Genomic DNA, 25,501 nt, shown 5'->3' on the forward strand with positions numbered 1-25,501 from the left:
TACCCTTAAACGAGCGCCCATATTTTAGCCACCTCGGTAGATGCATTCTCCGTATTTACTTATCTTTACATACTTTGGTTTTTTCATGCCGACTTACTTAGCAGCTGGTTGAGGTCTGTGTTTATGATATAGATGCGCGTCATGAGGGAAATTCAAAATAGACTAGCAAGTCCAACAAAAACTCAAAAACTAAACATTAGTTACTTAATACCGCTGGTCTAAGGCTTCTTTGTCAATATGAGGTACCAACAGTAGTACATATGTCAAGATTAAGATGAGGACTTAGACGAGTCATCATATGTTAGGAACTTTACTAGACGGGCGTTATCAAGTTCTCCAAGTCTTAGGAGGGGGAGGATTTGGGCAAACTTACATTGCACAAGATACACACCGGCCAGGTTCGCCCAGGTGTGTTGTTAAGCATTTAAAGCCTTGTACCCACAACCCAGAATTCCTGACAACTGCAAGACGTTTATTTACTAGTGAAGCAGAAACACTAGAAAAATTGGGTCACCATGACCAGATTCCTCGGCTTTTAGCTTACTTTGAACAAGACCAAGAATTTTTCTTGGTACAAGAATTTATTCAAGGACATTCTCTCAAAACAGAATTTTTACCCGGTCAACGCTGGACAGAAGAACAAGTTGTGCACCTACTACAACAAATCTTGGGTATTTTAGAGTTTGTCCATAGTCATAAAGTTATCCATCGAGATATTAAGCCGGACAATATAATTAGACGGCCACAAGACTGCAAATTAGTCCTCATTGATTTTGGCGCAGTCAAACAAATCCAAACGCAACTGCTAACAGTTGCCGGGCATGGAGATACTACTATTGCTATAGGTACTCCTGGATATATGGCTACAGAACAGGGACAAGGGAAACCTCGCCCTAATAGTGATATTTATTCTTTAGGTATTATTGGAATTCAGGCCTTGACAGGCTTACATCCCAAGCAACTTCAAGAAGACCCGACTACAGGGGAAATTCTTTGGCAACACCAAGCTCAAGTTAGTCCTTGGTTAGCACATTTACTCTCAAAAATGGTACTTTACCATTTTAAAGAGCGCTACCAAACTGCTAGTGAAGTTTTACAAGTATTACAGCAGATTAATAGCGATACTGAAGTTGAATCTCAACTGACGCAACCACCGTTATCTATTATCCAAATTCCCCAATCTTCTGGTTCCCAACAGAACACAGTGAAACAGGACGTAACCTCGATTCTCAATCCGGAGCAGTATAAATATTTAGAAACTTTGTTGTTGCAATATGTTGGGCCTTTAGCACCAACATTAATCAGGCAGATTGCTGCATCATCATCTAGCTATCAAGAAGTTGTCGATACTTTATCACTCCATCTCGGAGAACGGGAAAAAAATGAGTTTAAGCAGAGGTCAATGATGTTTCTCAGAGAGAGTACTACAAATTCGCAACCAAAGTCAAATATTATACCACATCAACAAATACCGATTATTAGCGATCGCTTTGTGCGTCAATGCGAGCAGGAGTTAATTGCTATAATTGGCCCCATCGCCACCTTCTTAGTCCAAAAAGCGATTAAATCTTCTCCCCAAATTACAGAAGAGCAACTTGTAAATATTTTAAAATCACAAATTCCTGACATCAAAAAAGCACAGGAATTTCAGCAACGCCTACTTTCTTAAAAACTCAGTTAAGCTGATTGTAAATTGCAGAGGGCAGAAAGATTTTGCTTTTTGTATGCTGAACTCTGCCTTTCTTGATCCACAGTAACTCATGTACCTGAAATAGGCTGTAATTAATCGGCGTTTCAATTCTTGACTAAAAATGCCTTGAAATGTGAATTTTGAATTATTATTGACTCTGCTGATTTAGCATATCTATAGCTATTTGTAAACTATATTTCATCCGATTAAAAGCTGAAGATAAACCACCAATCTCATCTTTATTATCCTCATCAAAGTTAGCAGTCATATCTCCCGTACTGACTTTCTGAGCGGTTTTTTCAATTTTTCTAATGCGCTCAATGACAGTTTTCTTGATTAAGAAGTTAATTAAAATAACGACGATCGCAAAGATAACAATTAACAACCCCATGATCCACAGCCAAGTTTGTTGTGCGCTATTAAAAACCTGTTCAGAAGGTACAGAAATAATTTGAGCCGCAACGATTTCATTGAGTTTCCAGCCGAAACCATTATTTGCTCCATAAGTTGTTAACTGGCTTTTAGGAGCCTGATCTGGGGTAGAATGACAACGCAGACAGCTTTGTTGGGTGATAGCCAAGGGACGGGCAATATAAAATACTGTTCCTTCAGGAAAGTTGCGAAAATCAGCAATTTCTTGCAGCTTGGGGTTGTTGCGGAATCGTTCGACAATTTCAGTTTCAAAACTATCAGCTTTATCCCTTAAATTAGTTGGATTAATTGTTGCTTCTTTATACAAAAAATTTCTATATTCTGGATTTTTCCGTAAATTTTCAAATACTTCTGTAGCTGAGAAAGCTGGGACTGTTTCGGGAATAAACACCGGTTCAGTTTCTAGTCTGGGTGCAAGTAAAGGATTAACGCGGTCTTGCGTATATTGTCTGACAGAGTTCATGGTTTTACTCAAAATCAGAGCTTTGGCAGTAACTTCATTTTGCGCTCTGCGTTGGAGTAAACTTGATAAGGCTGTACCACTGATGACAATGCTAATGATAAAAACTACGATCAACAGCAAGTTAAATTTAGTACCGATATTTAAATCTTTGAATTTTTTCAACATATTTTTCAACATAATTATTATCTCTAGACAAAACTTTACATACTATTGGGTAAACTTAATCTAACTAATTTTACTTATAGCTGGTTTCTAGCAGATACTTCAAAAGTAAACAAATATTAATTGAATCCTTGGTTAATATTAAGCTGTATCACTTCTTAGCCTAAAAGCCAGATAGTTTTTGCTTAACTAAATTACTAATGTCTTGGAAATTATCTCGTCGTGTTTTTCTGTTTCAAATGCTGTTTTCGGCGGTACATGGGTGTAAACCAAAATCGCCCTTTGAAGGTGCATTAACTATTGGTAGCATCAGCTATGGTGGTGGAGAAGAAATAATTACCCAGTACGCGAAATTTAATCGCTACCTAGCAGAAAAAACTAAATCACACATTAAGTTAGAGCCTGCTTTTAACGAAAATAAAGCAACTGAACGCCTAGCAGCGCGGGCCTGGGACTTGGTATTTGCACCGCCTGGTTTAGCTGCAATTGCGATCGCGCGTTATCAATACGTACCCATTTTTCCTTTAGTCGGGGTGAGTAATTTGCGATCGGTTTTTGTCGTGCGCAAAGATAGCCCAATCTCAGAATTAAAACAGTTACAAAATCAAATCGTAGCTTTAGGTCAAGTTGGGTCAGCAACAGGATATTATTTTCCTCTATTCAATCTTTATGGGCTGACACTTAGCGAACTAATCTTTGCACCCACACCCAAAACAGTTATGGAATGGGTAGCTGTAGGCAAAGCCGCTGCTGGTGCTGTTTCGATTGCTGAGTATAATCTTTACAGTTCTGAGTTACAACAAACTCAGTTTCGCATACTTCACACCGATCTCCATTATGTCCCGCCTGGTGTTGCGTTGATCGGCCCTAATGTCGAACGGAATCGTCAAGAGTACATCCGCAAAATCATGAATGAGTTTCCTTCCTCTTTAGCGCAAGAAGTAGGTTATGTCCCCAACGGTACAATACCCGATTACCAATACATGATTTCTGTAGTTGAGCGAGTCAGATTAATTTCTCCTCAACTACAAACTAAACCTGTGCGGTTGTTTGTTAGTTAGTTGTCAGTTGTCAGTTGTCAGTAGGGGCGGGTTTATGGGAGATCGTTATGAATATTTGAGGATATCTGTGAACCCGCCCGTACAGTTGTCAGTTGTTCTTGTTTTCTAATTCTCTCTAACCCCTAACCCCTAGCCCCTAACCCCTATATGCGAATTCTCTTTCTTCATAACAACTTTCCGGCTCAGTATCGTCATGTAGCTTTAACTTTGGCTCAAGATCCCAAGAATGTGGTGGTATTTGCAACTAAAAATCGCGAAGTTAATTTACCTGGGATTAATAAGGTGATTTTTGAGCCAAATCGCGATCCTCATCCTTCAACCCATCATTATGTTCGCCCATTAGAAGGTGCAGTTTTACACGGTCAAGCAGTATATAAGCTGGCTGAACAACTAAAAGCAAAAGGTTTTGTCCCGGATGTCATTTGTGGACATTCTGGCTGGGGCCCGACTTTATTTGTCAAGGATGCATTTCCTAACACGCCGCTAATTTGTTATTTTGAATGGTTTTATCATGCTCTGGGTACAGATGCAGATTTCGATCCCACTGAACCATTGACTGTTGATGATGTTGCACGTATTCGGGTGAAAAATGCACCGATATTAATTGATTTATATACTTGCGATCGCGGTTTGTCACCAACCAATTGGCAAAAATCTCAGTTCCCTAAGGAATTTCATGATAAGATTTCCGTTCTCCACGATGGAGTTGATACAGAATTCTTTAAACCTAATCTTGAAGCTAAACTTGTACTACCAAATCTTGACCTATCTGGTGTTGATGAAATTGTCACCTATGTAGCGCGGGGTATGGAACCTTATCGCGGTTTTCCCCAGTTTATCGAATCTCTAGCTTATGTCCAAGAACGCAGACCTAATTGTCATGCAGTAATTGTTGGCTCAGATCGAGTTTGCTACGGTAAGTCTTTGCCAAATGGTCAAACTTTTAAAGAGTTGATGCTAAACAAAGTTCCCCTCGATTTATCACGGGTTCACTTTACTGGCAGTTTACCCTATGCACAATATCTGAAAGTAATTCAAGCATCTTCTGTACATGTTTATTTAACTAGACCATTTGTACTTTCTTGGTCGATGATTGAAGCTATGTCTACAGGATGTTTAGTGTTGGGTTCTGATACTGCGCCTGTGACGGAGATTATTCGCGATGGTGAAAATGGTTTATTAGTAGATTTCTTCTCACCACAAAAAATTGCCGATCGCATTGATGAAGTCTTAGATCATCCTACTAAGATGGCTCAATTGCGCGTTAATGCGCGGAAAACTGCGCTAGAACGTTACGATTTAGCTAGTTTGCTACCGCAACATCTTCAATTAATTAAAGATGTTACCTAGTAATGAGGACTGAAGTCCTCACTACTAAATTAAAATTGCAATTGAATGCGATCGCCTGGTACTGGTTCAATTACTTTGGTGCTGAGATTGTTCTGTGCTAATGATGCCCGAAATTCCTCAACACTACCCGCAGTTGTCAGAAATTTGTCGATTAATCCTTCAAAGATAACATCGCCACCGGCGGCTGTGGGTAGCATGACTTGCGGTTTTAACCACTTGGCTACTTCTAAAGCTTTGTTTGTTCCCTTAATAATCGGCCCTACTAAGGGTAGGCTCAAATCAATTAGAGGTGTAATTACCACATCTACTGGTGCAGCTTGCTGAATTTGCGGGTCATGGGTGCCATGAGGATCGTAGTATAAGGTTAAACTACTCTGCAAATCTTTGAGAAGATAACCATTTTCTCTGGTGTTAGGGCCTGCAAACAAACCAGTAGTGGCTTTGATTTCTAAATCATCTTGAAATGTGAAAGTTTCACCAGGATTTAAGGCTGTCACAGAAATGTAACCTAAATTCTGCACTACTTTTGCTGCACTCAAAGAAGCTACCACCGGAATTTGGCGATTAAGTTGTTTGAGTGTTGGTGGGTGCGCATGATCTTCTAAACCCTGAGACAGCAGAATCAAGTCAATGTTTTCTGGTATGGGGCGTTCTGTGAGTCGAGTACCTTTAAATAGCCAATCCAAATTACTGAAGGTTAACGCACCCACTAACCAAGGGTCTAGTAAGATTCGTTTACCTGCGATTTCAATCAGCCAACTATTGCTGTCTAACCAAGTTACATGCATAGCACAGTCAACCCCTTCGGGGAATTCAAAATTCAAAATTCAAAATTCAAAATTACAATCCTCTTAACTTAGGTATGAGAATTGTATTTTTTTATCTTTGGTGGAGATCACACCTAATTCATATTATGAATTTCTTTGTAATTCTTAACAAAGATAATTCAATTAAAAAAACAGCTTAAACCTTGCAAGCTGGGCGGGAATTGCAACGGTGAGGATTTTATTGAGTTCTTTGCTGTCTTGGAATTGGAGAATTTGCTGCTTGGGTAAATCAAAGGGAAATTCGCCTTCTAAGTCTGGGCGTTGCATTTGCGCTAGTAAAATTTGTTCCGATCGCTTACTTTGAATTGCATAGCCGATTTCAATACAGACATTGGGGCTGGGAACCAATTGTGTAGTTTCTTTACCAGGGATGCTAGCGATCGCTGTGGTATCTGCAATAAATAATAAACTCTTGCGGATTTTGCGCAAAATTCCTGCCGAAAGCCTTAAGGGGCCAGTCGCCGGACGATATGATTCTACTAAAGCCAGGGGAAGACGCGATCGCTTGTTCAAATTTTCTAAAGTTTTTTGCAATCCTTCTCGCAAAGCCTCACTCGCTGCGGCATACTCAGTTTGATAGCATAAAAAAATTGTTGGTTCTAATTGAGCTAACAGCGCTTGCTTGGTGAAATAAATTTCATGACTGATCAAGTCAATGTTAGCGACGCAATAGCCACCACTACCTTCAATATAAAATTCAATATTTTCCCCTTCTAGATAGCGCCCAAACCAAGTCGATTGTTTCACTTCATCACTATCTTCTAAAAAATCTGCTCTCAATCCCGATCGCAACAGACTTTTCTTACTCAGACGGATATCTGGCGGACGTTTTTCCAATTCGGGGATCGGCTCATAATCTTGTATGTACCATGCTCTGAGCGCAATTATAGACATAAGGCGCTATTTCAACTGTATGAATGCTATTTAACTTTGTACAAGCTTATACCAATTTTGCTCAGAGTTGTCAGTTGTCAGTTGTCAGTTGTTAGTTGTTAGTTATCAACACCAATTACCATTGATTATTGACCATTGACCAAAAAACAAAACAACACCCAAACTTCTACTCGCTGCCGTCTTTCCTCTACTTGTATATTCTAGCCAGGGATGTACTAAATTTCATTACTTTGGATTAAAGCAACGAAAAACAGTGACAGCGCCCCCTGATAATAAATATTTGAGGAAATATCAGTTTTCGCGTTGGGTGTTGCTGTTTCTTGTTGGCGAGACAGAAGTAAATCAAACAGCTTATTTTACCTCTTACTTATTTTCCAATGCAGCTGTTATATCTGCCAGGGAAGCTTTGTAGCTTCAATTATTAGATTAGCACTAGGTTAAGCAGTCGCTATATTATTTGCCAATAAACTTTACTTTTTCTGACAATCAATTTTGAAAATATATGAAGTTATTTATCCAAACTACGCAATATAATATGCTTCAAACCACTAGCTAAATGAGTACTTACTCAATAATTTGTGAATTTATGAAAAATAGTTTTATTTTGCCATCTCTGGGAGGTTGGCACTAAAGAATTGATATAGTGATTATTGACTTTGCATTGGGGATTGAGGGCTAATTCCAGCCAAAATTCTGTACCTTTGCCAACTTCTGAGACGCATTCAATTATGCCACCATGTTTTTCGACTATAATTTGGTAGCTAATAGCTAAACCTAAACCTGTACCCTTGCCTACAGGTTTAGTTGTAAAAAAAGGATCAAAAATTCGTTGTTTCACCTCTTCTGTCATTCCCGGCCCGTTATCAGCAATGCGAACGAGAACAAAAGAATTATCAGCTGAGACTCTAGTGGAAATACAAATGGAAGGCTGAAAGGATTGATGACGATCTGTGGGTATTTGCAAAGCATCAATAGCATTGCTCAAAATATTCATGAATACCTGATTCATTTGTCCGGCATAACATTTGACAAAGGGTAATTCACCATAATCTTTAACTACTTGGATTCCCGGAAAATCGACAGTAGATTTTAGACGATGTTGTAAAATCAGTAAAGTGTTGTCAATGCCTTCGTGGAGGTCAACAGGCTTATATTCAGCCTCATCCAAACGCGAGAAATTGCGTAAAGATAGGACAATAGAACAGATGCGATCGGCTCCTATTTGCATGGAGGAGATGATTTTTGGTAAGTCTTGGGCGAGAAAGTCTATATCGATCGCTTTTTCTAAAGCGTGAATTTCCCGATCGCGTTGGGTATAGTGAGACTGGTAGAGGCGTAAAAGTTCTATAAGTTGTTGAGTATAGTCCTGGGCATAAGACAAGTTACCGTAAATAAAGTTAACGGGATTATTAATTTCATGGGCGATTCCTGCAACTAACTGACCCAAACTAGACATTTTTTCGTTTTGAATCAATTGTGTTTGTGTTTGTTGCAGTTCATATAAAGTTTGTTCTAACTGTTGAGCTTTAGCCTTAGCTTGAATTTCCGCAGCTTGACTTTGTTCATAAAGTTGTGCTTGCTGAATAGCGATCGCCGCCTGATCTGCTAACTGTAGCATTAACTCAATTTCTGTATCTTGCCAATCTCGTGGCGCATCACATTGATGTGCAATCAATAATCCCCATAGTTGCATACCCATTTTGATGGGGATAATTAAATTAGCTTGTACTTGCATACTCTGCAAAAATTCTCGATGACAACCACTCAAAATAGCTGTGGAAACATTGTGAATTGCGCGCACTCTGCCTTGAAGATACAAGCGAGTATACTCATCAGGAAAGCAGTTTTCGGGTGCTTTAATTCCTAACACCGAAGGATAGTTACCATTGCTCTCTTCTACAATTACCTGACTCTCAGATTCAGGCAATATTTGGAAAATTAACACCCGGTCAGAATTGAGCAAAGGGCGGACTTCCTGCACAATAGTTTGCAAGGTGAGATCTAAGTCTAATGTACTGCGGATTTGCTCTGTGATTTGCTTGATTACCTTGGTAATCATTAATGATTTTTCTAGTTCAGCAGTTTTCTCCTGGACTCGTTGTTCTAAGTTGCTATTTAGTACCTGCACTTGTTGGTACATTTGTTGCTGCTGAATTGCCATTGAGAAGTGATAGCCTAAGGCTTGTCCTAAGAAAATATCTTGAGGTTTCCATTTAGGTGCTTGGCCTTTTTTCTCTTCTCGCCAAATCTCAAAAGAAAGTTGGGGTAGTTGTTGGCGTTGATTTTGCTCGCAGCGTCCAGCCCACAAAATTTCTGTATCAAATTCTGGACGAAAAATAGTTAAAACACCAATAAATTTGTGGCGATAATGTAGGGGAATCACTAAAATTCCCCGAATTTTAGTAGCTTGAAAAGCTAACGCTAAAAATTGCAAAGGCGCTTCTTTGTAAAGGTCGGGAATTGCTAACACCTGACCTGGTTTAAACTCAGTCATCCAGTTTTGCCAAATCGGATGCTGTTCCAAGGTGATCTTTGCTGATTCGTGGAGTAAGCGAGGTTGTTCGCCCCTGGTATAAAGTTCCCCACTCTGCTCAATATACAATCTGCCACCAGTTCCCGCAAAAGCAGCGATGGTTGTTTCTAGGGCGCTTTCTACTTGGATGGTTGGTAACTGATGCAAGAGAATACTGACTTGATTCAGAACGGCTTCTAGTCTTTGCTGAGAGCGGGTTTCGTTGAGGAGATTGCTTTGCGCGATCGCAATTTCTAGCTGATCTATAACTTGTTGTAATAATTTCAGTTCCCAGGGCAAAATACTTCTGGGCTGGCTGTGGTGCGATACTAACAATCCCCATAATTGCGGCTTTGCTGATTGCTCTTTCAGGTTAAAATACAAAATCGGCACTACTAAGGAAGACTGTACTCCCATTGCCGTTAAGTATTGCAGATGACATGGATCTACTTCTCGATATTGGGTAGTTTCTGGTGAGTGTAGTGGCGATAACCCAGTTTGACCATTAACTACATCTACAATTACCCTTTGGCGGGCGGTGATAAACATTTCTCTGGATTGCTGGGGAATATCATTGGCGGGAAAGTGTAACCCCAATAGAGATGGTAAACCCTGTTCGTGAATCGATTCCGCAATCACCTCCCCACTCTCATCCTCATCAAACCGATAAACCATAACTCGGTCTGTACCCAAAAATGAACGCACTTCGGCAACAGTTGCTGTTAAAATTTCTCCAAGTTCTAGCGATCGCCTAATCTGACTGGTCATTCGATGCAGTAAACCCTGCGGATCAAAGGGTAGCTGCAACCCATCTGCTTCATCCGTAAATGTCATTAGTTGTATGCGCTAAAGTAATTTAGAACAATTCAACTTTCCCTTAATTAAGTTAGTTTGCTGAATTGGATTTTTCCTTTTTCCAGACATTTCCGCCATTTAGGGATGCTTTGCTCCCCCTAGGTTAAGGGTACGGTTACTCTGATGTTTTTTTACAAAGAGAAGCTGTATAGAAAAAGTCTATCCAACTCATGCTTACCTGTAGTTCCCTCGGTAAATATCTGAAATTTACAGGCTAAATTTAAGAAAAAGTTAATTATTAAACAACTAATTTTATAACTATCAATCTAGAGATGCATACGGTAATTTTATGCAAATTAGCAAATTTTAAATAAATCTCTATATCTGTATAAATAAATACGTATTTACAAGATGTTTTTTACATAAATCAGCAAATATTCCAAAAGGAATATAGCTGAATATTAACTAATAAGGGGAATGGAATTATTCCCCCCTCTTGATTGCTCACTCAGCGTATGAATGTAATTAATACTGCAAATGCTTTTCGGCAATTGCTGTTACAGACAGTCGCTTGCGAATTTCTTCACGTACACTCATCAAAACTTTACCGAGATGGTTTTCACCAGTTTTATTCATACCACAGCCCCAAAAATAATCATTGGGAGAATTCTCAACTAAAATTTCATCGCCGGTGCTTAAAAGAATATCTCGGATGTCAGCATGAGTCAAAAACTTTTTGAGAACAGCCTCTTGCATCACCTGAGTTTTTACCAAATTCCAGTCAGAGCGGATTTGGCGGCTGCTACAGCGCCCTAAAGCAGCAGCTTCTTCTGGAGTTTTGGCTTTATGGATCAGAGGTACGATCGCTGCATCTATACTACCAACAAACTTTTGTGCTTGATAATAATGCTCAACCGTTGACCAATAAGTACCCTGGATTTGAATTGGGTGGGGAGAAAAGTTAGAAAAACAGCCATAAGGCTGCCAAACCTTGTAAAAGTAAATAGTCATTTGAAAATTGCTCTTCAATATCAACTTCTATCATGCATGTATATGGTAATTAGCGTCTCTTTGGACTCCCTAGCAGGAAATTTTCTACTGTAAATAAGAAGTTAGCATTTGCCTCAAGACAGAAGATATTGCTAGCACAACAATTCTATGGTGGTAAATATGCTTGTATATGGAGTTGAATATGGAGGTTAAAAGTGACAAAATTAACTCACTTCAGCCACTAATTATTGCAGGAATTTTCCTCGGTTTAGGTTTAGGAGGATTTATTGATGGAATTGTGCTGCATCAGATTCTCCAATGGCATCATATGTTAAGTAATGTTCGTCCCCTCACCAGCACCTCAAATATAGATTTGAATATGATATGGGATGGTTTATTTCATGCCTTAGACTGGGTGCTGACAGTAGTTGGCGTAGCTTTATTATGGCGGGCTGGGGGGCGTGATGATGTTCCTTGGTCAGGGCAAACTTTTCTGGGATCTATACTCTTGGGTTTTGGATTGTTTAATTTAGTTGAAGGACTAATCGATCATCAAATTTTGGGAATCCACCATGTCAAATCAGGGCCAAATCAGCTAGCTTGGGATTTAGGATTTCTCCTATTTGGTGCATTACTTGTGATATTTGGTTGGCTCATGATAAAACGTAGCAAAGTTATAAATAGTCAGTAGTTAGTGGTCAGTAGTCAGTAGTCAGTGGTCAGTGGTCAGTGGTCAGTAGTCAGTGACTACAGTCAACACTTCAAGTGAACTTCAGTGCAGCGCCTTTAACTGTCAACCGTCAACCATCCTCTATGCCAACAGATTCTTTTGAAAAAACTAGCTGGGATTGGCAACTTTCTCAGTTACGCCAACAAGTGGGAGAATGGACAGAATATGAGTTTTCCCGGTTTCGATCGGCAATACCAGAATGGCCTAAGGAATGGTCAATCAGTCCTTGGCTAGCTAAGTTACTGAATGTACTATTCTGGCTGGTTGTTGCTGGATTGTTAGTCTGGGTGATTTGGCGATTGTGGCAAGAATTTCGCCCTTATATATATTCTTGGTTGAGAAACAGGGGCAATAATTTTGCTACTAACCGAACAGTAGAAGCTGATGAATTATCTGTGAGTTTATTGTTAGAGCGATCGCAACAATTGTATCGCCAAGGTAATTATCGCGAAGCTTGCCGTTGTCTGTATCTGGCTTTATTACAACATTTACACGATCGCAGCATCATTCGCCATCAACCCAGTCGCACTGATGGCGAATACTTGCAATTGTTACGTTCCATTGTTACCCCTATCCAGCCCTATGAAACTTTAATTACGACTCACGAACAATTGTGTTTTGGCAATGCGGAAATTCTGCCAGAAAATTATGAGCATTGCCAACAAGCGTATCGCGAAATAGCTGGACTTGATGGTTGACTGTTGACTGTTGACTGTTGACTGTTGGGCGGGGAAAGGGGATTTAGGAAAACTTTCCTCTGCAACTTACTGCCTCCCCCATGCCCCATGCCCAAAAACTCCATCCCCTTGTGGGTGGAGTTTTTCATTAATTCAACACTTCAATTACTGCTCTTAAACCGCTGCTGTTGAGCATGTTGACTATGCCTTCAGCGTTAGCACGATTGCTAAATACTCCTGCTTGCATGAAGTTGCGACCTTGGGAGACTGTGGAAAAAGCACCAGGAACAAGGTATCTCACGACTTCTTGATCCCGCTCATTGGCGACTTCTACTAAGACGCGGAAACGTACACCCATTGGTGCCATCCCAACATAGGATGGAGGATTGCTACCCATTGGCAATACAGGATTGGGTAAGGAATCGGGATTTATGGGTCTCATGCCAGCATCAGGTATGGGACTATTCGCCATAGGTCTCATGCCACTATCGGGTATGGGACTGTTAACCGGGGCTACCGCATTGGGTAAAGTGTCAGCACTCATGGGTGCAATATTCTGTGGAATATTATTCGGTGAGGAAACGCCATAATTCCCGGTAGGATAAGTTTCGGGGACTGGGACTCTGCGCATATTCCGGGTATTCCCGATGGGAATATTAGAATTAGGAACGGGCAAAAGACTAGAGTTACCCGCAGGCGCAGCCGGTCGCCTTTGTGACGACTGTTTTTTACCCCTAGTTCTTGATGCAGGCTGAACTACAGAGTTGGTTGGCGGTTGGGGTGGGGTAAACTCAATTGCATTAGTATTAATTTGGACATAATTCAACTGGGGCATATTGCCATTAGCAGCTGGTGTTTGTCCGCCTACCAAGCTGCTGGGGACTGGAAAGCCGGGAACGCTAGAGTTAACTGTTGGTGTAGGTGTGACTGGTTTGGGTTTGGGAGCGATGCGTGATGTATTGGCTGGGTGCAGTGGTAGTAGTTGAGGATTTAATTTGCGAATATTCAGGTTATTGCCAGAATTACTGTTGTTGGCTGATGGTGGATTGATCCGGTTAGGAGTTTCCGAAACTCCAGGCGCAGCGAAGATAATTTCACCATTGCTGGGTACTTCCTGAGGCCCGCCAGAGGCAGGTTGGTTATTTTGTGCGATGAGTGTTCTGGGAACTTGAATATTAACTCTACCAGCAATGCGATCGCTGGCGAGATTATTCCCTACAGCAGTAATTACCTGTTTGGCAGCATTGGCGTTAATGTCGTAACGGGCATTATTGCGAAATTTATTACTACCAGGTTCAGCATTATTACCTAAATCAGGCATGGCTTGAGCGATCGCTACTATCCCATCTTCTTTATTGCCCTCAATAATATTCTGCCGCAAAACTGGGCGGGCGTTAGCTTGGACGATAATACCAGAGCGATTACGCTGAATTTGATTGTTCAAAATTACCGGAGCAGCATTTTGGGCAATATTAATGCCATAGCCAGTTTCTTGAAAGGTATTTTCTCTTACTTGGGCTTGGGAAGTACCTGCAAGAGTGATCCCATTGGCTCCATTGCGATAAAAGTTATTCTGGCTAATAGTTGGTGTCGCACTACCCGTGACAAATACCCCATCTTGGGTATTTCCAGTAAATGTGTTGTGGGAAACCACTAAACTACTTGATTCAATCCACAAACCATAACCGCGAGGATTGGGATTACTGACTGTTACTCCAGTGACATTAGCTTGATTTGCACCAACAATTGTCACATTTTGACCACCATAACTGCGGCTGAGATATTCACCACCACCTTGAATTGTAATTCCTTGACCTTGATTATTCCCATCTCCAAGAATTGAAACCCCCTGTCTGAGGATTAAGGGGAATGCTTCTCCGGTTTCACTACTATAAGTACCTGGACTCAGGGTAATTACTGTATTAGGTGTAGCTTTTTGTAAGGCTTGCGTAATAGTTTTAAAAGGATTGCGTTCGCCTCCATTGCCTTCTTTGTCTTCTCCGATACCAGGATTGACAAACAGTACATTTACCTGAGAAATTTGTTTTTCTCCCACAGGCGGCACTTGGCCAAAAGCACTGCCAATACTGGTTCCCAATGTAGTTAATAGAGCTAGACTTATACCTACGCTCAATGATAATACGGAAGCGCGACTAACTGTATTTAGCCCGAATTCTGTTAAAGAAACTGAGCGATCGCCTTTAGCAACTACCGTTGCTGGCAGAATTTCAGACCTACGATCTCTAGGAAACACAATAGGGGAAATCACGGTGACAGCACTCCTGTGAAGATAGAATAAATTTTTATACTCTGAATTAATAGTATGTCGATTATGTTACTCAACATATTCACTAATTGCCTATTGGGATATACACAGTCATGAGTCCAAAAAACTGGTTTTTGTCTACGTAAATATTAAGTGTTATTAAGCGCTGGTAGATAAAACCAATGTTTGATAGCTCAACCCGAAAAGATACACCCTGTAGCAAATGCTGCTTATTGCAGCTAAAGCGCTCATTCTTAATGAAAACCTGTTAAATTCAGTAGATTTAACATTGTTTAAATATATTAACCATATTTGTGGTATGTGTCCTGCAAATATGGCAGAAGATTTTTTAGATGGGGCATTGGCAAATGCCCCATGCCCTATTATGTATTAGCTGCACCTAATTGGAGGGCATAAAGGTTTGAATAGATACCTTGCTCCGCAATTAATTCTGTATGAGTACCTCGTTCCACGATTTGTCCTTGCTGAATTACTAGCACTTGGTCGGCTTGAGTAACAGTACTGAGGCGGTGGGCAATTACGAAACTAGTACGACCTTGCAATAAACGTGCGATCGCAGTTTGGACTAATGTTTCTGTGCGCGTATCTATGCTACTAGTCGCTTCATCGAGAATCAATATCCTTGGGTTAATCAATACCGCACGGGCAATACTAATTAGTTGGCGTTGTCCTTGGCTCAGGGGTGCGCCGCGTTCGCCTAACTGAGTAGTGTAACCTTGGGGTAAGGAAGTAATAAACTCATGGACATTTGCCATCTGTGCCGCAGCTTCAATTTCCGCTTGGGTAGCATGGGGAACACCAAAGGCAATATTTTCCGCTACGGTGCCGCTAAATAAAATATTATCTTGCAATACAATGCCAATTTGTCGGCGTAAACTTGCTTGGGTAACGCTACGCACATCAATGCCATCAATTTCTACTGCGCCTTCAGAAACATCATAAAAACGCAATATTAAATTAATAATTGTCGTTTTACCCGATCCTGTAGGGCCGACTAAGGCGATGGTTTGCCCTGGCTTGGCGTGTAAATTTACACCTTTAAGCACCAGTTGGTTTGGGTTATAGCCAAATTTGACATTGTCAAACATCACCTCGCCTTGAATGGCTGGCATTTCTGTTGCATTGGGCGCATCATTCAATTGGGATGGTTCATCTAATAGCAAGAAAATCCGCTCTAAGCCAGCGAAGGCTGATTGTGCTTGGGTGTAAAATTGGCTGAGAATTTGGATAGGGCGGAAGAACTGTTGCACATATAGTAAAAATGATGTGACTACACCCACAGTTGCACTACCAGTGAAAGCTAAATAGCCGCCATAAGCTAAAACCCCGGCGGTGGCGAGGGTGTTGAGAAAATCAATTGATGGTAAAAATGCCGCAGTAATGGCGACAGCTTCCACATTAGCGTCGCGGTTGGCGGCGTTGAGAATATCAAATTCGGCAATGTTGAGATGTACGCGATTAAAGGCTTGGGCTTCTCGGACACTCCCAATATCTTCTTCCAATTTGGCGGAAAGTTCGCCAATGGTTTCTCTGGTGACGCGAAATTTATCTCTTGCCCAACGAGCAAAAAAGCTTGTGGTTAAAATCATCAGGGGTACAACTAAGTTGCTTAATAAACCCAGTTGCAGATTAATTGTCAGCATGGCAATGACAATACCTACCAAGCTGAAGGTGTTACCTAGCATTTGGGCGATGGTCTGCCCAAACGCCTGATTTACGGTGTTAACATCATTTAATAAACGGCTCATTAAATCGCCGGCTTCGCTACGGTCAAAAAAGCTTAATGGTAGACTTTGAATTTTCAGAAAAATATCTTGTCGCAGTTGGGCTAGCAAACGCTGCATAATCCAGCCAACGCGCATAATTTGACCGCGAATTGCCCAGATACCCAGCCCGTAAATTAGCGCTAGTAAGAGTAATAAGAGCAGCAAACCCTGTAAATTACCCTTGGCAATTAAGTTATCAACAGACCAACCAAGTAAAAATGGCCCGATCGCTTGTGTAGATGCACCAATTAAAACTAATGTCAAGGCAATAGGAATTTCTTTGCGGTAAGGTCGAAAATATTGTAAAAAGCGGCGCAAGGTGGAGATTTGATTAGTTGCTTGTTGCTCAGGTGCAACAACAGGGCCCATACCTCTCATAAGAATTTTAGATTTTAGATTTTAGATTTTGGATTTTGGATTTTGGATTTTGGATTTTGGATTTTGGATTTTGGATTTTGGATTTTGGATTTTGGATTTTGGACTAGGGGCTAGGGGCTAGGGATTAGGGGAAAGAGATTGTCATGTTTGGTTGTGTGATTTTCTCGTGATTTGTCCTCTAAATCCCAGCTACAAATCGTTCTCCCCCTGCTCCCTACCCCCTCTGCTGACACAGCAACATCATTTACCCTCCTTGTGCTTGACTTGAGATTCTAAAATCACGCCGTAAAGCGGGCTGGTTTCCATTAACTCTTCATGGGTTCCTTGGGCTGCTAATCGTCCTTGATCAATTAAAAATATGCGATCGGCATTTTTGACTGTGCTAATGCGTTGGGCGACAACAAAGGTGACGCAAGCTTTTTGACGCATGAAGTTATCAAGTTCGGCTTGGATTTGCGCCGCTGTTTGGGCATCGACAGCGGAGGTACTGTCATCCAAAATTAAAATGCTGTAATCAGTGAGTAAGGTACGGGCGATCGCAATTCGCTGTTTTTGTCCCCCAGATAAACCTATACCTCTTTCCCCTACCATTGTTTCGTAGCTGTCGGGTAAGGTGGTAATGAAATCATGGATTTGCGCTGTTTTGGCGACGGCAATTACCTCTGCTAAGCTGGCATGGGGTTTAGCATAGGTGATATTCTCGCGGATGGTGCCAGAGAATAAGGTGGTTTCCTGGAAAACAATGCCAATATGCGATCGCAAACTTTTTAAAGTAAAATCCCGCACATCCCGCCCATCAATGCGAATTGCTCCTTCAGTGACATCATAAAACCGGGGAATCAAGTTCATGATCGTACTTTTCCCGGAACCTGTCATACCGAGGATGGCGATTAATTCCCTGGGCTTGGTTTCAAAAGAAACATTCCTTAAGGCTGGGGTTGCAGCTCCCGGATAACGAAAGGAAACATTTTCAAAGGTGATTCTCCCACCGCAAGTATGAAAATCAACCGCATTGGGGCGATCGCGTATTTCCACCGCCGCATCGACTACTTCATAAACTCGTTGGGCGGAAGCTGCTGCTGATGCGATCGCTGGCGCTGCAAAACCAATGAGTAAAATTGGTTGGAGAATTAATATTAAATAAGAGTTAAAAGCTACCAGTTCACCAATCGAGAACTGCTTACCAATTACCTGCGCTCCCCCATAGGCAAAAACTGCCAAAGTCACCAAATTACTCAGAAAAAAGATAAAAGGGAAGGTATTATGAATAGCGTGAATGGTCTTCATGTTGGCTTTGACCAAACTATTATTCAGTTCGGTGTAACGCAACCTTTCCGCAGACTCGCGCACAAAAGCCTTAACTACCCTAATACCCAATAAATTCTCTTGCAACACCCCATTTAAATTACCCAGTTGCTCTTGTACCTGTCCGAATATTTTTTGATTGCGGGTAATGAATCTAGCCATTAACCAGCCTGAGATTGGCACTACTGTTAAGGTAATTAATGCCAACTGCCAATTCATAATTAACAGAATTACGGCAATAGTTACCAATGTCACCACTGCACCGATGACTTGAATTAAACTAGTACCAACAAATGTGCGGATTTGTTCAATATCACTAGTAACACGGGTTAATAGCTGGGAAGTTTGCGAGCGATCGTGATAGCTAAAACTTAGGTTTTGAATTTTGCTAAAAATTTTATTGCGGAGATCGTAAGCTACACCTTGGGAAGCCGCTTCCGCCCAGTAGCTTTGACCAAAATTAAACAAACCGCGAGCGATCGCCGCTACAACCATCCATACCGCACTATAAAGTATAATTTGCAGATTTCGCGGTATAATCCCGCCATCAATTCCCCAGCGAAATAATTGGGGGGTAACAGCGTTTGCAACTGTCAAAAGTAAGAGACTTAACAAAGCCCCTAAAGAAATCCATCGGTAATTGCTCAAGCTTCCTAGCACCCGCCGGATTGCTTGCAGTGAAGAATTTTCAGTGAGTTCTGATTGTGGTAGCAATGGAATTCACCCCTGTATCTTTAACAGATTATCTCGCATATTCAGCTAAGGGTGACATGAGACACAAAAGTAGAGGTTAGAGAAAAGAATGCGATCGCGATAATATAGTTAGGCAAAAATATTTATACATCTAGAAAAGCTCAAACCCGCAAAACTTTTCCCGCTGAATTTGATTGCCATCTAAAATCCAAAATTCTTGACAATGCCCAATGCCCCATGCCCCACATTAAATGTCGCTAATATTACAACTAATCTTAATAATTAATATATCTACAGACACTAAAAAATAGACTAATACTCAATTAACTTAAAAGTAATGAAATCACAACACCTATTTATCCCTACCTCTATTTAAAAAGGGCGTAGGGATTTATTGAGCTTTTAAATATAAATAATTTAGAAGTCAATTGTGAGGAAGTATGAATGTATATGAAGAAATTTGTATATAACCTCAATGTTTTCCTAGCTTAAGCATTAATATAGCGAATCCTAAATATTGTCAATTGCCATACATTGTGGCTAGGGAAAATACAAAATATCACCGGGGATAGTAAAAGCATTAGCAATCTATGAGTTTGGCTGCTATATGATCCTTTGCTAGTGCCAGCTCAGATAAATGTGGTACTTACCCTGCCTCGTGTTATAATTTATTCATTAAATCCGCTGAAAAATCACAATCAACAGCAATTTTTCACTCTAGATATATTCAGCAGTTAATGATTAATTGGTTTACATAATGCCAGTCATGAAGATTTTTATGAAAAATCTGACTCTTTCACAATGTGAAATGTTTTTTTCAAGTATAAAACCTACTTAACAGCTGCAATAATAAAAAATGGTCATGAACCTAGAGATGTTTTTCCAACGCACAGAAGTCTTACAAAAACGTTTAGCCGATCTATATCAAACGGCGACTATCTTGCCTTGGATGCCATCAGAAATGCTACCAAAAGCTTTCGAGGAACTTCATCACAGTTCAAAAACATTGCAGTTAGCTGTTGAGGAACTATATCACCAAAATGAAGAACTCATCCGATCGCAAAACTTTTTAGAAACAGAACGCCAACGCTATCAAGATTTATTTGAGTCAGCACCAGATGCTTATTTAATGACCAATGCATCGGGTATTATTCAAGAAGCAAACCAAAAAGCAGCAAAATTACTGAATATTTCTCAACAATTTTTAGTTGGTAAACCAATTATTAACTTTGTTCCCATCGCAGAACGTCAACCAGTTCGCAGCGAAATCAACCGATTAGCAGAATCAGATAGAAATACAGAATTATTAGTAAATTTACAACAACGTCATGGGGATATTTTTCCTGCAACTGTTACAGTAGCAGCTGTTCGCAATCAACAGGGTAAAGTTATCTCGCTGCATTGGTTAATCCGAAATATAACCGAACGCCACCAATGGGAAGAAGCAAAAATTGATAATGTCACCAGCATTATCAAAGACCGCAGGTTATATAAATATGCTAAAGGAGACAATATTTCTCTCAGCCCCCTACAGATTTTTCAAGTTCATCGGGGTTGGGTTAAACTCAGTACTTTCTGTGAAACAGGCGAAGAAGTGCTGATGGGTTTGGTAGGAGCAGGAATGATATTTGGTGCTAGCATGACTTCTTTAAAGATATACCAAGCCATAGCTTTATCTGATGTGGAGTTACAATCAATTCATTCATCAGAAATAGCAGCTTCTACCCAACTCAGCCAAGAGCTTTTACCCAAAATTAATCAACGATTACAGCAGACTGAATCTTTGCTAGCGATTTCTGGAAAACGCCAAGTAGAAGAGCGCTTATATTATTTTTTAGACTTTCTCAAGCAAGAAACTGGTGAACCTATCCCAGGAGGAACACGCTTAAGCATTCGTTTAACGCATGAAGATATTGCTAATGCTTGCTGTGCTAATAGAGTCACAATTACACGTTTTATGAGTAAGCTCAAACAACAAGGTGTAATTAGTTTTGATGCACAAAAACACATTATTTTGCATCTTGATGGTTAACTGTGAAGCTTTGTCACCCGCCTTTCGACTTTGCTCAAGGCTAATAACCCAAGTATGGGCGGGTTAAGCGAGATAGTCGTGAATTATTGGAGCATATCTGTGAACCCGCCCCTACTGAAGTAGACTCAAGATTTTGAGGATATATGGGAGCGTAGATTTATGACGCTATGCAATTTATCAAAAGACGAGGCGGTAGCCCACGAATCCACATTTCCAACCGGAGGCTGGAAACGAGATAAACAGTCAACAGTCAGTAGGGGCGGGTTTATTGAGAATAATCGTTGATCCGTGAGGATATTTGTGAACCCGCCCGTACAACAGTCAACAGTCAACATAACCGATAAATTCCCTAGTACGCAAATTAAAGGATTGTAAATCTTTTAGCAACAAGAGCGGGTTAACCATTTAAACTAAATATAACTTGATAGTTATTTAATTTTTAAGCAAGCTACCGGAGAACTCATGGTTAATACCTTATCCCAGTCTGCCCCGAAAGAACCAAAGCAGGGAATTAAAGCACCAAGCAAAGAAACGGTACTGACTCCCCGGTTTTATACTACAGATTTTGAAACTGCGGCTAGCTTAGATTTGTCTGCGCAGGAAACAGAGTTGCAGGCGATGCTAGCAGAAATGCGGGCAGATTACAACCGCCATCATTTTGTACGGGATGAGGCGTTTGAGCAGTCTTGGGAACATATTGAAGCCGAAGCACGCCAGTCTTTTATTGAGTATTTGGAACGTTCTTGTATTTCCGAGTTCTCTGGGTTTTTGCTGTTTAAGGAACTGTCGCGCAAGCTAAAAAATCGCAATCCCCTGTTGTCGGAAATATTTAACTTGATGGCGCGTGATGAAGCGCGTCATGCAGGATTTTTGAATAAAGCTATGGGCGATTTTAAATTATCGCTGGATTTGGCTGATATTACCAAAAGACGCACCTATACCTTTTTCCCGATTGAGTGGGTAATTTACACGGTATATCTCTCAGAAAAAATCGGCTATTGGCGTTACATCATTATTTATCATCATTTGCAACAGCACCCAGAAAACCAGTTTTACCCGATATTCCGCTATTTTGAAAGCTGGTGTCAGGATGAAAACCGTCATGGGGATATTTTTAAAGCTTTATTGCGATCGCAACCCCAATTGTGGAAAACCTGGAAAGCTAGACTGTTGAGTCGCTTTTTTCTGTTATCGGTATTTGCTACCCACACTTTAACAGTTCACGAACGCGCTGGATTTTATCATTCTTTGGGGCTGGATGCAACGGAATTTGACCGTCAAGTAGTGCGCAATACTAATGAAACTGCTGGACGCGCTTTTCCGGTGATGTTAAATACCGAACATCCCAAATTTTTCTCGCGTTTGCATCGCTGTTCGGATTACAACTTTAAATTGATGGAAATTGAGCGCAGTTCTCAGCCTAAGTTTGTAAAATTAATGCGGAAAATACCGTTTATTACCGCGATTGTTTGGAATCTATTGCTACTTTACTTGATTAAACCCATTGATACCGAAGCATTGCGGGGACAAGTTTGTTAGATAGTTGAGGCGATCGCACTTTTTGCATTTCCGCTAAACAAGTAAGTAGGTCGGCGGGAAAAACCAAACTATGTAAAGATAAGTAAATACTGAGAAAGGCGATTTTTTAGAAAGTACTATCACCTTGCAGCGGCTCAAGCAATTTAAAAGCGATCGCCCGAGCATCAGCATCAGCGACACCCAAGGATTTGAGAATAATTTTAGCGATCTGCTCCGGGTAATCAGGCTCTGTATGTCCTGCCAAAATACTCCGCATTGCCATCAGCCCCGTTCCCAAAATTAGATCGATTGCGACTTGCAAGCTATCAACCCGAAAACGGTTCAAGCGTATACCTGCTTCCAAGTCAGTCATCACACCCCTTTCTATCGTTTCGCTCAATGGCGCTGCAACTAATCCAATGCGGACAATCACCCATCCCCAAGTAGAATCCCGCATTGCTTGATGTAAAAATTGGCGAAGAGCGATCGCCATTCGTTCCGCCGGATCTTCTATCGCTACAGACTGTGCCCAAATCTTTTGATTCATTTCATCACTCAAGGATGCTGCAACCGCTTTTAGTACATCTTCTCTAGTTTGAAAATAGTTATAAAACGTTCCCCTAGCAACTTTTGCTTGGATAATAATGTCGTCAATAGTCACAGTATCTGCGTCTTTGCTAGCAAATACCCGATAGGCTGCCGCAATCAGACGCGATCGCGTCCGTTCTCGTTTTTCTAAACCAATTGATGTTCGACGAGAAGGCTTCATATTGCAGCAAAAATAGCGATTAACCTAGCATAACCCGGTGTTGACGCTATCATCAAAATGACGCTATCGTCAAAATGACGTAATTGTCATTTATTCCCCAATAGGAGCGCCAGTTATGCGTATCGCTATCATTGCCTTGGGAAGTCAAGGGGATGTTCAACCTTATATTGCTTTAGGTAAAGGCTTAAAAGCAGCAGGTCACTTCGTGCGTCTATTGACCCATGAAAACTTTGCACAACAGGTGAGTTCCCATAATCTAGAATTTTGTCCCATGCTGGGGAACGTACAAGAAATAATTGAAACCCAGGAAATGCGGGATCTTTTAGCAAAGGGGAACTTTCTAGCGATTACTGCATACACAGCAAAAGAAACCGAACGTGCAGCTATTAATTGGGCGCAAGCAGGTTTAGCAGCCTGCCAAGGTATGGATTTATTGCTGACAGGAGTTGGTGGGTTATACCTTGGTATTTCACTGGCTGAGAAATTGGGTATTCCCTTACTACAAGCCTATGTTTTCCCCTTTACCCCAACAACAACATTTCCTGGTGTTCTTTTTCCCCAATCCTTAGCCAGGTTCGGAGGGATGGTGAATTGGCTGTCCCATCATGTGATCCGACAAATCATGTGGCAGGGATCTCGTATAGGCGATGCATCAGCTCGAAAGCAAGTGCTTAATTTACCCGTAGCCTCATTTTTCGGCCCCTACAAACATATTAATCTCCATAATTATCCAATTCTCTATGGTTTCAGCCCATCTGTAATTCCCAAACCCTTGGATTGGCAGAATACCCACGTCACCGGCTACTGGTTTTTAGATCCAGCAGCAGATTGGACTCCACCTTCAGCCCTAATAGAATTTCTTAATGGTGGGTCACCACCTATTTATATCGGGTTTGGCAGTATGGGTAACCAAAATCCCGAACAAACCGCTGAGCTTATCTTGCAAGCCCTAGAAAAAACTCAACAACGAGCTATCTTGTTTTCTGGTTGGAGCGGTTTGCATACAGAAAATTTGCCGGATAGAGTTTATCTTGTGGACTCCATACCCCATTCATGGCTCTTCAAACATGTCGCGGCGGTCGTGCATCACGGTGGCGCAGGTACCACAGCAGCAGGTTTGAGAGCGGGGATTCCAACAATTATTATTCCCTTCTTTGGAGACCAAAGCTTTTGGGGAAAACGTGTAGCACAATTAGGTGTTGGTACAGAACCAATTCCACGTAAAGAACTGACATCTGAACGACTTGCACAAGCAATTCAACAGGCTGTTACCAATAAAACTATACGTCAGCGTGCAGCTAACTTGGGCGCAAAAATCCGAGATGAAGATGGTATCGCCAATGCAGTTTCCGTAATTCAAGAAATCGAAAGTCTCAGAGTAGCCTGATGAACTTTCTTTGGAGGATAAAGCAATCAAATCTGCTTGAATACCATTCCCCTTTAAGGCTCTAAAGTCATTTTATCGTAAATGTAGCAATCCTCAATGAATTACAAACACCTATCCCCCTTGTCTCCTTTATCCTTTTTGGTTATTATCAACGACTATCCTTAACTCGACTTCAGTGCCATTAAGTAGCAAATCTTCCTACAAAATCGACATTTCATATCAGAAACGAGAGTTTTGCTATTGTAGTGGACTGATTGCAGCCTCCTATCCTTACTTAGCACCAGGTGACGGCATTTTTTGTTAAAGAGCGATCATATATCAAAAGTCGAGCAGAGAATATTCCATAAGGCTTGAGGTCGCATATCAACAATGCGATCGCTGGTTACATAACTCAATGTTACTCATTGTCAGGTTGTGTTGGGTGATGGCGATCGCGCCAGCTTTCTCTTTATAGTACAAATGCACTTAAATTATTGAGTAAACTCACGAGTTCGCCTATAGCAAACAAGATTCTTGTACCTTTTCAACTTATAGACCAAAACCCTTGCCAATCAGGGGTTACATCGTTATTAACAACATACTCAAAAAAATTTTTGAAGAAATAGTTGACAAACCTCTTTACACTCGTTATATTGAGTAAGCACCTGAGGACAAGCGCACTTGTGGCGGCGACCAAAGGACACCGAACCTTGAAAATATTATAGTTTGAAAGCCAGTATATAACATATACCTGCGTCAAGTAAAGAAAATAACCAGACTGAGGTTAAAGTCAGTCAAAGAGAG

At 40.9% G+C, this 25,501-nt stretch carries 19 protein-coding genes; 10 read left to right on the forward strand and 9 right to left on the reverse strand.

The window, feature by feature from the left end:
• The first annotated feature begins 298 nt into the window (after positions 1 to 298).
• Positions 299 to 1,669: a serine/threonine-protein kinase gene (locus H6G41_RS31465; protein WP_190751967.1), complete on the forward strand. Its 1,371-nt coding sequence runs from the start codon at positions 299 to 301 to the stop codon at positions 1,667 to 1,669.
• A 169-nt stretch (positions 1,670 to 1,838) separates the two neighbouring features.
• On the opposite strand, the gene H6G41_RS31470 is transcribed toward H6G41_RS31465, so the two are convergent.
• Complete coding sequence (locus H6G41_RS31470; RefSeq protein WP_190752000.1) at positions 1,839 to 2,750, reverse strand: DUF3365 domain-containing protein; 912 nt, start codon at positions 2,748 to 2,750, stop codon at positions 1,839 to 1,841.
• A gap of 197 nt (positions 2,751 to 2,947) precedes the next feature.
• On the opposite strand from H6G41_RS31470, the gene H6G41_RS31475 reads away from it, so the two are divergent.
• Positions 2,948 to 3,808, forward strand: a complete 861-nt coding sequence (locus H6G41_RS31475) for a phosphate/phosphite/phosphonate ABC transporter substrate-binding protein (RefSeq protein ID WP_190751968.1) — start codon at positions 2,948 to 2,950, stop codon at positions 3,806 to 3,808.
• Positions 3,809 to 3,955: 147 nt separating this feature from the next.
• Positions 3,956 to 5,158: a glycosyltransferase family 4 protein gene (locus H6G41_RS31480; RefSeq protein ID WP_190751970.1), complete on the forward strand. Its 1,203-nt coding sequence runs from the start codon at positions 3,956 to 3,958 to the stop codon at positions 5,156 to 5,158.
• 29 nt (positions 5,159 to 5,187) lie between these two features.
• On the opposite strand, the gene H6G41_RS31485 is transcribed toward H6G41_RS31480, so the two are convergent.
• Together H6G41_RS31485 and H6G41_RS31490 are read right to left on the reverse strand one after the other, a co-directional pair.
• The gene (locus tag H6G41_RS31485) at positions 5,188 to 5,946 is read right to left on the reverse strand and encodes an MBL fold metallo-hydrolase (RefSeq protein ID WP_190751972.1); all 759 of its coding nucleotides are present in this window, start codon (positions 5,944 to 5,946) and stop codon (positions 5,188 to 5,190) included.
• Positions 5,947 to 6,108: 162 nt separating this feature from the next.
• The gene (locus tag H6G41_RS31490) at positions 6,109 to 6,879 is read right to left on the reverse strand and encodes a hypothetical protein (RefSeq protein WP_190751974.1); all 771 of its coding nucleotides are present in this window, start codon (positions 6,877 to 6,879) and stop codon (positions 6,109 to 6,111) included.
• A gap of 253 nt (positions 6,880 to 7,132) precedes the next feature.
• On the opposite strand from H6G41_RS31490, the gene H6G41_RS31495 reads away from it, so the two are divergent.
• Complete coding sequence (locus tag H6G41_RS31495; protein WP_190751976.1) at positions 7,133 to 7,291, forward strand: hypothetical protein; 159 nt, start codon at positions 7,133 to 7,135, stop codon at positions 7,289 to 7,291.
• Positions 7,292 to 7,447: 156 nt separating this feature from the next.
• Here the strand turns inward: H6G41_RS31495 and H6G41_RS31500 are convergent, their stop codons facing one another.
• On the reverse strand, positions 7,448 to 10,225 hold the full coding sequence (locus tag H6G41_RS31500; RefSeq protein ID WP_190751978.1) for a GAF domain-containing protein: 2,778 nt from the start codon (positions 10,223 to 10,225) through the stop codon (positions 7,448 to 7,450).
• A 486-nt stretch (positions 10,226 to 10,711) separates the two neighbouring features.
• Positions 10,712 to 11,197 carry an NADAR family protein gene (locus tag H6G41_RS31505; RefSeq protein WP_190751980.1) on the reverse strand — a complete coding sequence of 162 codons (486 nt, stop codon included), beginning with the start codon at positions 11,195 to 11,197 and terminating at the stop codon, positions 10,712 to 10,714.
• A 181-nt stretch (positions 11,198 to 11,378) separates the two neighbouring features.
• Here H6G41_RS31505 and H6G41_RS31510 point away from each other — a divergent pair, with 181 nt between their 5' ends.
• The gene (locus H6G41_RS31510; protein ID WP_190751982.1) at positions 11,379 to 11,867 is read left to right on the forward strand and encodes a DUF2243 domain-containing protein; all 489 of its coding nucleotides are present in this window, start codon (positions 11,379 to 11,381) and stop codon (positions 11,865 to 11,867) included.
• A gap of 122 nt (positions 11,868 to 11,989) precedes the next feature.
• Positions 11,990 to 12,604, forward strand: a complete 615-nt coding sequence (locus tag H6G41_RS31515) for a DUF4129 domain-containing protein (protein ID WP_190752002.1) — start codon at positions 11,990 to 11,992, stop codon at positions 12,602 to 12,604.
• A gap of 127 nt (positions 12,605 to 12,731) precedes the next feature.
• Here the strand turns inward: H6G41_RS31515 and H6G41_RS31520 are convergent, their stop codons facing one another.
• Positions 12,732 to 14,852, reverse strand: coding sequence for a DUF1565 domain-containing protein (locus H6G41_RS31520; RefSeq protein WP_190751984.1), 2,121 nt, complete (start codon positions 14,850 to 14,852; stop codon positions 12,732 to 12,734).
• 220 nt (positions 14,853 to 15,072) lie between these two features.
• On the opposite strand from H6G41_RS31520, the gene H6G41_RS31525 reads away from it, so the two are divergent.
• Positions 15,073 to 15,243, forward strand: coding sequence for a hypothetical protein (locus H6G41_RS31525; protein ID WP_190751986.1), 171 nt, complete (start codon positions 15,073 to 15,075; stop codon positions 15,241 to 15,243).
• On the opposite strand, the gene H6G41_RS31530 is transcribed toward H6G41_RS31525, so the two are convergent.
• Positions 15,233 to 17,014 (reverse strand): ABC transporter ATP-binding protein, encoded by a 1,782-nt coding sequence (locus H6G41_RS31530; RefSeq protein WP_190751988.1) that lies wholly within the window; start codon positions 17,012 to 17,014, stop codon positions 15,233 to 15,235. The two genes, H6G41_RS31525 and H6G41_RS31530, sit on opposite strands and share 11 nt — an antisense overlap.
• A gap of 240 nt (positions 17,015 to 17,254) precedes the next feature.
• The gene (locus tag H6G41_RS31535; RefSeq protein ID WP_190751990.1) at positions 17,255 to 19,033 is read right to left on the reverse strand and encodes an ABC transporter ATP-binding protein; all 1,779 of its coding nucleotides are present in this window, start codon (positions 19,031 to 19,033) and stop codon (positions 17,255 to 17,257) included.
• Positions 19,034 to 19,874: 841 nt separating this feature from the next.
• Here H6G41_RS31535 and H6G41_RS31540 point away from each other — a divergent pair.
• Both H6G41_RS31540 and acsF read left to right on the forward strand, forming a co-directional pair.
• Complete coding sequence (locus tag H6G41_RS31540; RefSeq protein WP_190751992.1) at positions 19,875 to 21,044, forward strand: PAS domain S-box protein; 1,170 nt, start codon at positions 19,875 to 19,877, stop codon at positions 21,042 to 21,044.
• A gap of 462 nt (positions 21,045 to 21,506) precedes the next feature.
• A complete protein-coding gene (gene acsF, locus H6G41_RS31545; RefSeq protein WP_190751994.1) occupies positions 21,507 to 22,583 on the forward strand; it encodes a magnesium-protoporphyrin IX monomethyl ester (oxidative) cyclase in 1,077 nt (358 codons plus the stop codon).
• Between the two features lie 106 nt (positions 22,584 to 22,689).
• Here the strand turns inward: acsF and H6G41_RS31550 are convergent, their stop codons facing one another.
• Positions 22,690 to 23,331, reverse strand: coding sequence for a TetR/AcrR family transcriptional regulator (locus H6G41_RS31550; protein WP_190751996.1), 642 nt, complete (start codon positions 23,329 to 23,331; stop codon positions 22,690 to 22,692).
• 115 nt (positions 23,332 to 23,446) lie between these two features.
• On the opposite strand from H6G41_RS31550, the gene H6G41_RS31555 reads away from it, so the two are divergent.
• Positions 23,447 to 24,718, forward strand: a complete 1,272-nt coding sequence (locus tag H6G41_RS31555) for a glycosyltransferase (protein WP_190751998.1) — start codon at positions 23,447 to 23,449, stop codon at positions 24,716 to 24,718.
• The last annotated feature ends 783 nt before the right edge of the window (positions 24,719 to 25,501 follow it).

This window comes from Tolypothrix sp. FACHB-123, from assembly GCF_014697075.1.
In the GTDB taxonomy this organism is placed as follows: Bacteria; Cyanobacteriota; Cyanobacteriia; order Cyanobacteriales; family Nostocaceae; genus Aulosira.

What these genes read in the sequence shown, in the direction of transcription:
- H6G41_RS31465 (WP_190751967.1), top strand. Translation starts at nt 299, where the DNA reads ATGTTAGGAACTTTACTAGACGGGCGTTATCAAGTTCTCCAAGTCTTA.
- H6G41_RS31470 (WP_190752000.1), bottom strand. Translation starts at nt 2,750, where the DNA reads ATGTTGAAAAAATTCAAAGATTTAAATATCGGTACTAAATTTAACTTG.
- H6G41_RS31475 (WP_190751968.1), top strand. Translation starts at nt 2,948, where the DNA reads ATGTCTTGGAAATTATCTCGTCGTGTTTTTCTGTTTCAAATGCTGTTT.
- H6G41_RS31480 (WP_190751970.1), top strand. Translation starts at nt 3,956, where the DNA reads ATGCGAATTCTCTTTCTTCATAACAACTTTCCGGCTCAGTATCGTCAT.
- H6G41_RS31485 (WP_190751972.1), bottom strand. Translation starts at nt 5,946, where the DNA reads ATGCATGTAACTTGGTTAGACAGCAATAGTTGGCTGATTGAAATCGCA.
- H6G41_RS31490 (WP_190751974.1), bottom strand. Translation starts at nt 6,879, where the DNA reads ATGTCTATAATTGCGCTCAGAGCATGGTACATACAAGATTATGAGCCG.
- H6G41_RS31500 (WP_190751978.1), bottom strand. Translation starts at nt 10,225, where the DNA reads ATGACATTTACGGATGAAGCAGATGGGTTGCAGCTACCCTTTGATCCG.
- H6G41_RS31505 (WP_190751980.1), bottom strand. Translation starts at nt 11,197, where the DNA reads ATGACTATTTACTTTTACAAGGTTTGGCAGCCTTATGGCTGTTTTTCT.
- H6G41_RS31510 (WP_190751982.1), top strand. Translation starts at nt 11,379, where the DNA reads ATGGAGGTTAAAAGTGACAAAATTAACTCACTTCAGCCACTAATTATT.
- H6G41_RS31515 (WP_190752002.1), top strand. Translation starts at nt 11,990, where the DNA reads ATGCCAACAGATTCTTTTGAAAAAACTAGCTGGGATTGGCAACTTTCT.
- H6G41_RS31525 (WP_190751986.1), top strand. Translation starts at nt 15,073, where the DNA reads ATGCTGCTTATTGCAGCTAAAGCGCTCATTCTTAATGAAAACCTGTTA.
- H6G41_RS31530 (WP_190751988.1), bottom strand. Translation starts at nt 17,014, where the DNA reads ATGAGAGGTATGGGCCCTGTTGTTGCACCTGAGCAACAAGCAACTAAT.
- H6G41_RS31540 (WP_190751992.1), top strand. Translation starts at nt 19,875, where the DNA reads ATGAACCTAGAGATGTTTTTCCAACGCACAGAAGTCTTACAAAAACGT.
- acsF (WP_190751994.1), top strand. Translation starts at nt 21,507, where the DNA reads ATGGTTAATACCTTATCCCAGTCTGCCCCGAAAGAACCAAAGCAGGGA.
- H6G41_RS31550 (WP_190751996.1), bottom strand. Translation starts at nt 23,331, where the DNA reads ATGAAGCCTTCTCGTCGAACATCAATTGGTTTAGAAAAACGAGAACGG.
- H6G41_RS31555 (WP_190751998.1), top strand. Translation starts at nt 23,447, where the DNA reads ATGCGTATCGCTATCATTGCCTTGGGAAGTCAAGGGGATGTTCAACCT.